The organism is Aquimarina sp. AD10, assembly GCF_003443715.1.
Classification (GTDB): domain Bacteria; phylum Bacteroidota; class Bacteroidia; order Flavobacteriales; family Flavobacteriaceae; genus Aquimarina; species Aquimarina aggregata.
The window spans coordinates 558,538-571,551 of the sequence record NZ_CP031965.1 but is presented as its reverse complement, the minus strand read 5'-3'; the positions used below and the strand labels follow the sequence as shown (position 1 = coordinate 571,551).

Below are 13,014 nucleotides of genomic sequence, written 5' to 3'. Positions count from 1 at the left end.
ACCTCAAAAAATGAAACTATTAATACTCATATCCTCTATATTTATTTATTGTGGTGGAATAAAAGCTCAGAATACGGATTTATATAAAAAGTATAAATACGAAGATTTTCTAAAGGTTAAAACTATTGATAGTGGATATAATTATGTAAAAACAATACACAGAAAAATAAATACTGATTACGACTATAGAAAAAATCAGGATGATGTAATTGTCAGAGTATTATTAATTAATAATGGGGATGATAAGGGAATTGAAATAATACCCATTGACGAAACCAATAATTTTCGAAAAGATATAATAAGGACTTTGATTATAGCGAACGAGAATTTGACAAAAAATGATTCTGAAAAGTATATCACTGAGTTTAATATCACTTATGATTATGAGCCTCATATGGAAAATTGGCAATGGAAAAAAGAACTGCCAAAAATTCGATTACCTCTTTATAAAACCAAAGTAAAAACTGTTACTATAAATTGTGAAGTTGATAAAAAGACTGGAGAACGATTTAGTAAACAAGAGGTAAAAGAAAAGTAAAGTGTGTAACATCATATATGAAATCAGAGTAAAGTTTAGTGTTAGCTCGAAAGGTCTTTTTCTTTTTGCAATGGCGCTAGATTTTTATAAATTAAACAAGAAACAAAAATGCGCAGATAGATCTATTGGTTTAGACATACTTGCCTTGTTCCGATTCATATACTAAATCTTTGCGGTAATTAAAACAAATTAAACTTTGAGAAATCACATAATTAAATTTTCAGTGTTAGCATTCATAATATTATTAAATGCTTGCAAAACTGAAAAACCGAAAACAAAAGAGAATGATTTTTCGACCACGGAAAGTCCTTACCTTGGTCAAAAGCCGCCTGGTTTAATACCAGAACCTTTTGCCCCTGGATTAGTTACAACTTTGAATTGGGAAATTGATGGTGTTTTTACGCCTGATCTTAAAGAGTTTTATTTCATCAGAGAAGTTGGAGAAAAAGAGGAAGATAAAAAAATGGAATTTGTTGTCTTCCAATATAAAAACAACCAATGGCAGGATTCTGTTATATCATCAAGGGTTGGACAACCTTTCATATCACCCGATGGGAAAAAAATGCACTTGGGAAGAAGGTATAAAGAGCGTACTGGTACTGGTTGGTCGGAGATAAAAAAACTCGACACCGTATTTATGAAAATCCCTATTATGAGACTTACCACGTCGGCTAAAGGAACCTATGTTTTCGATGAGATGTCTGAAGAAGGTCATCTCCGTTACTCTAGATTAATAGATGGGGAACGTGAAGAACCCAGATCATTTGGAAAAGAGATTAATACTGGAAAATCGAATGCCCATCCTTTTATTGCGCCAGATGAGTCTTATATTCTTTGGGATGGTAGACGAGATAGTGGCTATGGTAATGCTGATATCTATGTTAGTTTTCGACAAAAAGATGATTCATGGAGTAAAGCTATTAACCTCGGCGAAAATATAAACACTGAAGCTTCTGAATATGGTGCAAGTGTGACACCTGACGGAAAATATCTGTTCTTTAACAGAAATGTTGGAAAGGTTAAACCAACTGACAAGTACGAGAATACGGATATGTTCTGGGTGGATGCTCAGGTTATTGAAAGGTTAAGGCCTAAACAATAAAAAATAACTACCGCCAACAACGCGTATAAAACATAGCTAACATGCGATAAACTAATAGTTCTGCTCTTATTTGTAAAGACCACCAAATTTGAAAATTTGGCTTTTATAATAAAAAGTAAAAACAAAATATAAAAATTCGACTCTATGTTTATCCGAAAATTAAGCATCTTTTTACGCCCTAAGTTTCATACACAAGACCGTTGGTAGGTATTGAAAATGCACTCAAAATAATTACAAAATGGCTAAAAATAAAACCACCGAAACTGAAGTAGACGTCTTTGATTTTATTGAATCATATGTAGACAATGATCAAAAAAAAGCTGATAGTCGTAAATTAATCGAATTGATGAGTGAATGGTCAGGTTTTGAACCAAAAATGTGGGGGCCAACAATAATAGGTTTTGGAAGCTATCACTATAAATATGAAAGTGGTCATGAGGGTAATGCTCCTTTGTTAGGTTTCTCTCCCCGAAAAACGCAATTTTCACTCTATATCTATTCGAAAACAGAAAAAAGTGATACTCTTTTGATGGATTTAGGCAAATTCAAAATGGGTAAAGCCTGTATTTATTTTAAGAAACTAACTGACATAAATATTCCAATTTTAGAAAAACTTAGTATGGAAACGATTGCATATCTTAACGAACACCATGAATGTGCTTGTAGAAACTAACAACGACCAGCCAACAACATGTATCGTTCATTGCTGCAGAATTTCCTAAACAGAAACTAGCACGCATTAATTATCTTAGCCAATAGCAGAAAATGACTTACGCCTTTTCTGCAACTAACCATAAACCAACCGGTGCGCGGCATTTGAAAAACCGAAAATAAAATGAATGAAACAAGACGAGAATACATTAAAAGAATAAATATCGTCTTGGATTTCATAGAGAATAATCTTGACACTAAACTATCACTTGAATATTTATCTAAGAAAGCCCATTATTCGGCTTACCATTTCCATAGAGTATTTTTGACATTAGTAAACGAAAGCTTAAACGAATACGTCAATAGGAAGCGGATTGAACGTATTGCCGCAATTTTATTGGTTAAACCAAATTCTTCTTTAAAAAACCTAGCATATAAATATGGTTTTAATAGTGATAATTCTTTTTCAAGAGCATTTAAGAAATACTACGGTATTAGTCCAACTAAATTTAAATCCGAGGGAAAAGAATTACTTAGCAAGATTGGTATAGAACCTTTTTCGTCAGAAAAATACATTTGTTCCATTGATAATATTAAACAATGGACTAAAATGAATGCGCAAATAACGATTAAAGAATTACCTGAATTAAAACTTGCAAGTATATCTAATATCGGAAACTTTGAAAAAGCAGGTAGTATGTTTCAAAAATTGATGGAATGGGGACATCAAAAAAGAGTCTTAGACACTTCAAACTTTAAAGCAATAACAATTTATCATGACAACCCGAATATTACCCAAACCTCAAAAGTGAGATTTAGCGCTTGTGTAACAATATCTGAAAATATAAATACAGATGGAGAAATTAACCAACATAATCTAAAGAAAGGGATTTATAGCATTGGGCATTTTGAAATTAAAGCAGAAGAAATTTCAAAAGCTTGGAAAAGTATGTCTATTTGGGTAATTGAAAATGGTTATAAATTTAGAGATGGAGATTATTTTGAGATGTATCATAATGACTACAAAACTCATCCTGAACAAAAATTCATAATAGACATTTGTATTCCTTTACAAAAGACTGAAAATATTAAACTTGGAGAAATCAACAATTTAGATCTATCGAAATATAAAGGCAACTTAGATTATCATCAATTGATAAGTTATATGAAAGAATTGAGGCTCTTTTTTCAAAAAGAATATGATACAATTTTTAAACTCGGAAAGATTTATCAAGGAGCCCCTAATTTTTCTTATTTTTCTTTAACGACAGATGAATTAAAAAAGCAAAAGCTTAAATTCGTTATCATTTTAAATCACAAAGAACTGTATTTTTCGATTTGTTTATCAGGTCAAAACAAAAGTATTCGAAAAAAGTATTGGAAAATTTTTAAAGGTAGCGATTGGAACAAGTACCATTTAGCAGAATCAATTGATAATAGTTTATCAATAATTGACCAAACCATACTAAAAAACCCTGATTTTAATAATAAAAGAAATTTAACTGAACGAATTGAAAAAGAATCACTGAAATTCATAAACGACATAAAAAACATCCTTGAATAAAAAACGACCACATAACAATGGGTATAATTAATACGGGTTCGTGTTTAATCCAAAGTTTAGCGTAATTGTTAAGGTCCGCCAAACTTCTTGATTTGGCTTCTAAAATGAAAAATAAAACAAAATTAAAAGGTTTGACTAAGTGTAAGTACGCAAATTACCGCTCTACTACTCCCCTACTAATCATAGTCGAAGCCATTGTAAAACATTTTAACAAAACCTATGAAGAAAATTATAAGCCTACTAATTTGCGTCCTTTTACTTGTCTCTTGCGGAAATAAACATGAAGGAGAAGAAAAACCTAGCTTACTATCTAATTTAATTAACATAACTGATAATGAAAATAATGGAATTGAAGAAATTCTGAATTTTTATGGAGGTCGTTGCGAATATTCTATAGGAGTATCAGCTTCAACAAGCGATGGAACAAAAAAATACTTCGAAATTGAAATGAGTCAAAGTGATGAGATTGAGAAAAGATTAGATAAACCAATATTACCTTCCTCAAATATAGCATACATATTCTACAAGAATCTAAAGGAAGAAAAAAAGAATTACGATGCCATCCACGTAATTCTTGTTTCTAAAAACAATGTTGAACAAGAATTTAAATACCCTGTTTCAACACTTGAAAAAGTTGAACAAAGAATATCTTTGAATGATAAAACCGTGAATTTGCTTAAAGAGAAAAAATTTGAAAATCTAAAAACCATGCTTAATAACGAATTAATTCCCTTTGATAAGAACGAGCTTGTACCACGTTTAATCAAACTTGAACCACAATTTGGAGATATTAAAGAATATCGTTTCTTCGGATTTATGATTGCTCCTTATAAAGGGAAGGATATACTTCACCTGTCAGGAGCTTTATTAAGAGAAAAGCAAAATCACGAATTTAGCATTGATGTGGATTTTAATTCAAATAGAGATGAACTATACCAGCTTCAGTACAAAAAATGATTTGAATAAAAAACGTTTTACGCCAACATATATATGATCATAGCAATCAAGTTATCAATCAAATGGTTGTTGTATTTTTCATAAGGCGCAATACTTACAAAAAGTAAAAGATAGCTATCAATGCACAAAAAAACCAAAAAAGCAAGATAACATTTTGCCCTGCTACGACACATATATTAAACGTTAGCACATATTCAGAAAGATAACATATGAAAATAAAACTTGAGCAATCAACGGAAATTTTAAACAAAATTCTAGAAAAACATATTACGTCTGAATCTAAGCCTTGGATTGAATGGGCATTTGACACTATACTAGAATTTAAAGCTCATTATGAAATACAAAATTGCTCAACAAACGAAGAAACAGACGAATTACTTGCCGAATATGGAACGAATAATTGGAATCCTGAAGAAGACCAGCAGTTTGAATTTACTTTAACTCGACAAATACAACTTGACGGAGAAGAAGAATACTATCAAATTAAACTTAAATTGACTTTTGATCCTAAAAATTTTGACGGAATTGAAAGTGTTAACTTTTGGGCGATGGATTTTGGAGATGCAACTGAATGGAAATCCGAAATTGAAAAAACGGATGGATATAAAAAAGCTCTTCAAGAGGAATTACTGAATCACGAAATCAGTATTTATGCAACTTAAAAAAACATGTGATGACAACGTATAAAAAAAACATAGGGCTTTTGAGCTTAATTGAAAGGTCTCTGTTTATTTCCAAAGTCGTCAAATATAAAATTTGGCGCTTACAAAAAATGATAAAAGCAAAATATTTATATTTGGCTTAGTACCAATCCGAAACGTATCGCTTGTCACCTGCCCTACGTTTCCTCTACGAGACATTGGCAAATCTTATAATCAACCTCTTTATTAAACCAAAAAACTGTAATCAATAAAAAATGGATATTGAAAATATATTAAATAAAATTGGACAAATTTATTCACCATTATCTAATGATTGTCAGCAAGAATTCATTGCTAAATTAAAACTTATTACTTATAGAAAAGGTGATACTGTTGTCCGAGAAGGACAATACTCTAAAAAAGCTTATTTAATTGTACAAGGTTGTGCCAGAGCTTATTATTTAAAAGACGGAAAAGACATTTCAGACTGGTTTACTTTTGAAAATCAGTTTATGGCTTCTATTGTAAGTTTTTTTAGCAGCCAACCCAGCCCACATTATGTAGAATTTGTAGAAGAATCAATTGTCATAGAGTTCTCAAAAGAAACGGTAGACTCACTTTCTAACAAATTCCACGATTTTGAACGATTTATTAGTAAAGTTGTTACAGAAACGATGTTAGGTCTTTGCGAAAGGCTACACACTATTCAATTTTCAAAAGCAGATGAAAGGTATAAGAACTTAATCGGTATTTATCCAGACATTACCCAAAGGATACCACTTACACACATTGCATCATATTTAGGAATTACACTTGAAACATTAAGCCGGATCCGCAACCCTAAAATTCGAATTTGATTTATATCAAATGATAAGTATTCCATTAAAATGACTTTTGTAAAAAGATTTAAAAATGGAAGAAAACAACAAACAACTAAAATCAATTTGGGGTGAATGGTGGGAACCTATTAGAAAATGGTTTTATCCAGCTTGGCTACTCTATGAAGTCTCAATTCGTTTTTACAATTATTCTATAGCCGTCCATCAATTTATAATGGAACAGCAAAACTATTTAGGGGAAATTATTATACAAATTTTAGCTGTATTTTTAAGTATTGTTACTTTCATCATTTGCTCCTTTTATTTGACAATCCCTACTTGTCTCACCTTATATAGATTCTTTACAAAAAACAATTTTGCAAGCAACACATTTGAACAAAAAATAAAAAAATACTTCTAACTTTTAATTATTCATCAAGCATCAAATAAACAAATAAGTATGAAAGTTATTTTAGAAAACATACCTATCAACAGTTTAATTAATACCATTTCAAAAAAGGTAGATTATTCAGACACTTATGCTACGACAAATCATTCAGATAGTTTAGATAAAATTACAAATAAGGTATTTGCCGACTTTCCAGATTGGGTTAAAACACTAATGAAACTAAGAAATGTAATTGCGAAAAAAATTGAACTAAAAACCCAAAAACCATCAGATTATAGCACAGAATTCAAAATTGGAGGTTATATAGGTTTTTTTAAGATATACAAAATAATGACTGATGAAATTAATTTGGGTGCTGATGATAAACATCTCGATTTTAGAGTTAGTATTTACAATTCTCACGACCCCACTTATAATATTAAAGTTTCTACAATAGTTCAATACAATAAAAGTTTCGGTAAAGTCTATATGGTAATCGTCAAACCGTTTCATAAATTAATTATGAAACAAATAGTCAAAAGAGCCTACACCACAAAACAAATCTAATTCTAAAAATATGAATATTTATTTAATTATTTCTGGTATTCTTTGTCTCATTCTAGGCTTGTTACATTCTATACTCGGTGAATTGTTAATTTTTAGAACGAAAAAAAAAACTAATAAATTAGTGCCAACATTAGTCACTAATGGCCTAAAAGAAAGACATCTTAGAATTATTTGGGCTACTTGGCATTTAACATCATTTTTTGGTTGGTGTATCGGTACTTTACTTATAAAAATTGCCCTTGACCAAAATTTAGTGAGTAAAGAATTATTAAAATTCATAATTGCTTCAATTTCAATTTCAATGTTTTGTTCATCTATTTTAGTTTTTACAGCAACAAAAGGCAAACACCCTGGGTGGATAATTTTATTGGGGATTAGTATTTTAACTTTTCTAGGAACTTAAAACAAACAAATGAACAAACGAATAGCATTAATAATAGGGCATCCAGACAAAGAAAGTTATAATTACGCTTTAGCAGAAGCCTATAAAAAAGGTGCAAAGACATCAGAATTTGAAATTCAAGAAATTGTTATACAAGATTTAGAATTTAATCCTAACCTTCAATATGGTTATAGGAAACGAACCGAACTTGAACCTGATTTATTAAAGGGTCAAGAAATATTGAAATGGGCAAACCATTTAGTTTGGATTTATCCAGTTTGGTGGGGTTCAGTACCTGCAATTATGAAAGGTTTTTTAGATAGAGTTCTTCTTCCTGGGTTTGCTTTTAACAAAAGGAAAAACTCAATATGGTGGGATAAACTTTTTATTGGCAAAACAGCTCGTATAATTTGCACTTTAGACCAACCTAGTTGGTATTACAAGTGGTTTTATGGAAATCCTAGTCATAAGGCAATGAAAAAATTAACAATGAACTTTGTTGGAGTAAAAAAAGTAAGAATTACAACCATAGGACCAATCAGACTATCCAAAGAAAAATTTAGAACAAAATGGTTGAAAAGAGTTCAAAAACTAGGTGAAACTGGTAGGTAATATAAAATAATTAACAGAAAATAATGAACGGAAAGATTTTAGTATTTTTTGGAATTACCCATACACTTTTAGGGATTTCACCTTTTGCTTTTGGTGAACAATTTGTAAAATTTGCAGACAATTTCTTTTTCAAAATTAGTGAGGGACTTTTTGAATTTCCATTACTGAATGGACAAATGAACTTCGAAAATTTTTAAGCGTTTTGGTTTGTCTACTATGGTCTGTTGCTCATTCCTCTTGGAATTTTAGTCAATTATGTAGAAAAAATAAGAGGACAACTACCTGAAAAATTTATTTTGACTTACTTGATTATCATAGTAATCGGAGTTTATATGATACCCGTTTCTGGAATGACATTTTTAATGTTACCACATGCAATTTATATGTTATTTCAAAAAAATCAACTAAAAAGCAGAAGCTAAAAAATAAAGAAAATATGAAACACTAGAAAACATAGTTAAAATATGAATATCTAACCTTAAAAATAACGTTTACCAACAACAACGTATATAAAAAATAGTAGGATCAACACAGATCAATTGGTTTGCATTTTTTTTTATTATTTTGCCTAGATATCGTAAAAAGTAGTAGATTATCATCTGCTACTTTTCATACACAAATTGTTGTGACTAATTATTCAAAAAATTGACAAAAAATATATATTATGTAAGCGGATTAGGAGCTGATGAAAGAGTTTTTAATTTCTTAAGAATTGATAATGTGATTGAAACGCATATCAAATGGTTAGACCCTTTAAAAAATGAGTCTTTAAGCTCTTATTCTCAAAGATTGATTCTACAAATTGATCTTTCTAAAGATGTAATACTTGTAGGAGTATCATTTGGAGGGATTGTAGCACAAGAAATATCTAAGCATATTGATATAGAAAAATTGATAATTATATCTAGTGTAAAAAGCTTCAAAGAGTATGGATTTGATCTCAAACTAGTAAGCTTTACAAAGATTTATAAAATAGTCCCTTCATTCATTCTCAAATGGTCAAATAAATTGACTGCTGATTATTTCTTTGGCGTTGAATCTAAAGACGAATCGGAACTACTAAATAGAATAATCGATAGTACTGATGAGAAATTTATGGTCTGGGCTATTAACAAAATCATGAAATGGAAAAATTCTAGAGCTTCAAAACTTGATCTAACACATATTCAAGGGGATAGTGACAGAATTTTTAATAATCGTAAATTAAGAGGTGTAATTTGGGTTAAGAATGGAGGGCATTTCATGATAGTAAATAGAGCTAAAGAAATATCTAATATTATAAACTTACAATTAGCATATTTATGGGACACAAAAAAGCATGTTTAGAATGTCATAGAGCAGAAAATCTAGGATCAGATTTAAACAACTTAACTTTTGAATTGAAATTTATTGAACCCTATTGGAGTGCGATCGAAATGGAAGAGAAAAGTATTCAAATGTTAATGAACGAACTCAAACTTGAATTACCTAAAGATCATATGTTATGTAATGATAACGCTAAACTAATTGCAAGAAAGACGAATAATGATGATATTGTATTGGAACTAGAAGATAAAAGAATTGCTGTTGTTCATCTAACTTGGAAATCGAAAAAAGAAATTGATGGTTACCCAATTACAAGAATCTACAAAGACAAAGTAGATTTTTGGAATAAAGAAATGAAACTGGATGTTCTAAATTTTAAAGAATAAAAAGCTGATAACATTATATACGAAATTAGAGCAAAGTTTAATGCTACATCAAAAGGTCATTTCCTTTTTGCAATGGCGTTAGATTTTTATGAATTAAATAAGAAATAAAAAAGCGCAGATAAATGTATTGATTCTGGATTGTTTGCCTTACTCCGATTCATGTATTTGACGTTTTATACAATATGAGAAAACTAATACTTTATATAACATTATTTGCGACTATTTCAAGCTGTACACAGAAAGGTTATGAAAAAAATATTGCTAAGGATTACTACTTAAAAAAGATTGATTTTAACGGAATTCAGTTTGTTGGAAAAAAGACGGACTCAATACTTGAAAATGGAATTTGGGAAACTATTGTACCTGATTACGTTTTCGCTTATGGGAGTAATGAAAATATGATAATCGTAAAAACTCATCCAAATTATTACACTAACCAATGGAATGTAGACACAACAAAAACTGACTTTTATGTTATTGACTTAAATAAAGATGAAAAAAATATTTATGGTCCCCTCTTAGAATATCAATTTGAAGAAAAAATGTTTGATCTGAATGGAGATACCATTGAATTTAATCATTTTTTTTCCGAAATAAAAAAATAGAACAGTGTACAATACTATATATGTGATCATAAATAGCTAAATGATCAATCAAATGGTAAGTGTATTTTTGATAAGACACAATGATTGCAAAAGTAAAATTAGCAACCAATGCACAGAAAAACCGAAAAGCAAGGTAATATTTTGCCCTGCTACGACACATATATTAAATGTTATCACATATCAGAGAAGTATAAAGTTTGAAAATAATTTTTAAAATATTAATTCTAACATCCAAATGAATAGGATAATTTGCATTTGTTCCGAATGCAAAAGTGATTTCGTTACTGATAACCCTAAAATGAAAGTGTTATCCCACAAATGCGCTTATTAACTATATGATTATCAAAATTGTATGTACGGATTTAAAAATAACAAGTACCCAAAAATATTATTGGAATTGAAAAATACTAGAATATTTAAAAAACAAACTACAATAAATGGATAAAAGAGCATTTAAAACATTAACTGATTTTTTAGAAAAGATACCAAGTATTCAAAAGCCAATTTCTTTTGGAGACACCGACGGATATTGGTGGTTAAAATTCTCTCTTGATACCAATCATAAACTAGCTTGGAATGTTGTGCAAGAATTAGGTTTTGTAATTAACTATATCTCAATCGATGAAAGATTACCTACTGTATTTTATCCTGTCTCTCCTCCTCCATATATGAATGGAGGACCAACTGATTTTTTATCATGGGTAATTGAAACTAAAAATACCGATTTTAAACCCGGTACTTTAATGAAATGGTTAGAAGGTAGATTACCAAACCCGGTTAATGATGTAGAGCAATGGAATGAAGAATAAAACACTACATCAATATGTAAACACAATGCTTTTAAGTACTTTGAACATAGGAAGTTTTGTATTTCTGATGTCAGAGTTATAATTTTTATTATTTTAACAGTAAAAATTTAGAACCAAAAAAAGTGTAACACCTTGTTTATTTTTGAAAGTGACTGACTTTCTGTACCTACAGATGTTTACATTTAATGTTGGTACTCATCAATTCAAATTCAAGTAAAAATGAAAGTTACATCCGAAAAAAATGAAAAGGTTGCCAATATGATATTTGGATCAATTTACCCCCTTTACCTAAACAGATTGGAAAAAAATGGTAGAACAAAAGAAGAACTCAACCAAATAATTAAATGGTTTACAGGTTTTGATCAAGATTCTTTACAAGCTCTTATAGATGAAAAAGCAACTTTTAGAACTTTTTTTGAAAAAGCTGAAATACATCCAAACGCGCACCTGATTAAAGGGGTCGTTTGTGGTTATCGAATTGAAGAGATAGAGGATGAATTTGAATTGTATAGACAATGTAGACGTATGGAAAAGCTAATTGATGAATTGGCAAGAGGTCGTAAAATGGATAAAATTTTACGTAAAGAAAAGAAGTGAAAATTGGTATTAACAAGCTATAAAATCTATGGCTACCCTGCGAAATTTTAAGCATCATATACTAACCCTTGTTACCAATAAGACAAAAAAATATGATTGAGTTAAGTTTATCTGAAGAAAAATTTAATATTAATGGTGTTGCTTTGAGTTTTCCAATAGAAATTGAATTTTTAAGCAAATTACTTTCTGTTACCAAAAGAACAAAAAAAGGAAAAAATAACACAATCTACACTTGGGATGATTTAGGAATCCTTGCTTATTCAAAAAATGGTAAAGTTGCAGAAAGTTTACTACTTGAATTAAAAAAAGAGGATTTTGATTTTAGTCCTAAACAGATTTTCAAAGGAAAATTTTATTTTGATAATGAAGAACTCATTAGTTATTATAAAAATAATAAAGACAAAAGAATTAAGCTTTTTGACGGAGACTCATCTGGTGCACTAGTTCTTAATAATATTAGTGTCTGGTTTGACTCTATTGATAACAACATTGTAGCCATTGAAATAGCTACTTTTAAAGGTTCGACAATTAAAGAAATACCTCGGGATAAGTATCTGATTAAAGAATTAAATGAAGAAACGATTGAATTTTCAGATTTTGGTTTTAAATTATCTATTATTCAGGAATTGATGTATAACAAAGAACTTCTTCAACCAAAATTTGACTTATTTGAATTTGTTATAGGGTATACCAAGAGAGAGATTGATCTTGAAAAGGAAGGTTACGAACCAATACCAGAGGTAACAAATTACTTTAAAAAACTTCCTATACCAAAAAAATTAGCAAGTGAAGTAACCGAAATATATCAAGATGGAGGAAACGATATTTATATGCAACTTTTGAGGTTTGCCGAGGGTTGGGAAGATTACTGGGACATAGAGAAAACTGAAGATACTAAGCATTTTCCGAACTTAAAAAAAGTGGTGTTATGTTATGCTAAAAAAAACGTATTTGAAGAATTTAATAATAAAGGAATTAAAGCTGAATGGTTGTAAAACTGGTTACAACACTGTATCAAAACCTAGTATGAACTAAAATCCATCGAAAAGACTAGGCTTATTTGTTATATCGACCAATACAAAATTTGGTATT

19 protein-coding genes are annotated in these 13,014 nt (G+C 29.8%); all 19 read left to right on the top strand.

Translation table 11 applies throughout. The features are described 5' to 3' along the window. The first annotated feature begins 10 nt into the window (after positions 1–10). Positions 11–538: a hypothetical protein gene (locus D1816_RS02210; protein ID WP_066312772.1), complete on the top strand. Its 528-nt coding sequence runs from the start codon at positions 11–13 to the stop codon at positions 536–538. A 196-nt stretch (positions 539–734) separates the two neighbouring features. After that, positions 735–1,640: a PD40 domain-containing protein gene (locus D1816_RS02205; protein ID WP_118501003.1), complete on the top strand. Its 906-nt coding sequence runs from the start codon at positions 735–737 to the stop codon at positions 1,638–1,640. A 238-nt stretch (positions 1,641–1,878) separates the two neighbouring features. Continuing rightward, positions 1,879–2,313 carry a DUF1801 domain-containing protein gene (locus tag D1816_RS02200; RefSeq protein WP_118501002.1) on the top strand — a complete coding sequence of 145 codons (435 nt, stop codon included), beginning with the start codon at positions 1,879–1,881 and terminating at the stop codon, positions 2,311–2,313. Positions 2,314–2,475: 162 nt separating this feature from the next. After that, a complete protein-coding gene (locus tag D1816_RS02195; RefSeq protein WP_118501001.1) occupies positions 2,476–3,855 on the top strand; it encodes a GyrI-like domain-containing protein in 1,380 nt (459 codons plus the stop codon). 219 nt (positions 3,856–4,074) lie between these two features. Next, a complete protein-coding gene (locus tag D1816_RS02190; RefSeq protein WP_118501000.1) occupies positions 4,075–4,812 on the top strand; it encodes a hypothetical protein in 738 nt (245 codons plus the stop codon). Between the two features lie 209 nt (positions 4,813–5,021). Further along, positions 5,022–5,474 (top strand): hypothetical protein, encoded by a 453-nt coding sequence (locus D1816_RS02185; protein ID WP_118500999.1) that lies wholly within the window; start codon positions 5,022–5,024, stop codon positions 5,472–5,474. A gap of 254 nt (positions 5,475–5,728) precedes the next feature. Further along, the gene (locus D1816_RS02180) at positions 5,729–6,310 is read left to right on the top strand and encodes a Crp/Fnr family transcriptional regulator (protein ID WP_066312802.1); all 582 of its coding nucleotides are present in this window, start codon (positions 5,729–5,731) and stop codon (positions 6,308–6,310) included. A 55-nt stretch (positions 6,311–6,365) separates the two neighbouring features. Further along, complete coding sequence (locus tag D1816_RS02175) at positions 6,366–6,692, top strand: hypothetical protein (protein ID WP_118500998.1); 327 nt, start codon at positions 6,366–6,368, stop codon at positions 6,690–6,692. A gap of 39 nt (positions 6,693–6,731) precedes the next feature. After that, positions 6,732–7,226, top strand: coding sequence for a DUF2867 domain-containing protein (locus tag D1816_RS02170; RefSeq protein WP_118500997.1), 495 nt, complete (start codon positions 6,732–6,734; stop codon positions 7,224–7,226). Between the two features lie 10 nt (positions 7,227–7,236). Continuing rightward, a complete protein-coding gene (locus D1816_RS02165) occupies positions 7,237–7,629 on the top strand; it encodes a hypothetical protein (protein ID WP_147405111.1) in 393 nt (130 codons plus the stop codon). A gap of 9 nt (positions 7,630–7,638) precedes the next feature. Further along, positions 7,639–8,220, top strand: coding sequence for an NAD(P)H-dependent oxidoreductase (locus D1816_RS02160; protein WP_066312812.1), 582 nt, complete (start codon positions 7,639–7,641; stop codon positions 8,218–8,220). A gap of 23 nt (positions 8,221–8,243) precedes the next feature. Continuing rightward, positions 8,244–8,417, top strand: coding sequence for a hypothetical protein (locus tag D1816_RS25535; protein ID WP_158597794.1), 174 nt, complete (start codon positions 8,244–8,246; stop codon positions 8,415–8,417). Between the two features lie 27 nt (positions 8,418–8,444). Further along, positions 8,445–8,642 (top strand): DUF6463 family protein, encoded by a 198-nt coding sequence (locus D1816_RS26260; protein WP_369887124.1) that lies wholly within the window; start codon positions 8,445–8,447, stop codon positions 8,640–8,642. 223 nt (positions 8,643–8,865) lie between these two features. Beyond that, positions 8,866–9,546 (top strand): alpha/beta hydrolase, encoded by a 681-nt coding sequence (locus D1816_RS02155; RefSeq protein WP_118500995.1) that lies wholly within the window; start codon positions 8,866–8,868, stop codon positions 9,544–9,546. Further along, positions 9,522–9,911 carry a hypothetical protein gene (locus D1816_RS02150; protein ID WP_118500994.1) on the top strand — a complete coding sequence of 130 codons (390 nt, stop codon included), beginning with the start codon at positions 9,522–9,524 and terminating at the stop codon, positions 9,909–9,911. Before D1816_RS02155 ends, D1816_RS02150 begins: the two co-directional genes overlap by 25 nt. A gap of 182 nt (positions 9,912–10,093) precedes the next feature. Continuing rightward, the gene (locus D1816_RS02145) at positions 10,094–10,516 is read left to right on the top strand and encodes a hypothetical protein (protein ID WP_066312820.1); all 423 of its coding nucleotides are present in this window, start codon (positions 10,094–10,096) and stop codon (positions 10,514–10,516) included. A 437-nt stretch (positions 10,517–10,953) separates the two neighbouring features. Further along, positions 10,954–11,325 carry a hypothetical protein gene (locus D1816_RS02140; protein ID WP_118500993.1) on the top strand — a complete coding sequence of 124 codons (372 nt, stop codon included), beginning with the start codon at positions 10,954–10,956 and terminating at the stop codon, positions 11,323–11,325. A 219-nt stretch (positions 11,326–11,544) separates the two neighbouring features. Continuing rightward, positions 11,545–11,922: a DUF2200 domain-containing protein gene (locus D1816_RS02135; protein WP_118500992.1), complete on the top strand. Its 378-nt coding sequence runs from the start codon at positions 11,545–11,547 to the stop codon at positions 11,920–11,922. A 92-nt stretch (positions 11,923–12,014) separates the two neighbouring features. After that, positions 12,015–12,917, top strand: a complete 903-nt coding sequence (locus tag D1816_RS02130) for a hypothetical protein (RefSeq protein WP_118500991.1) — start codon at positions 12,015–12,017, stop codon at positions 12,915–12,917. Positions 12,918–13,014: the final 97 nt, after the last annotated feature.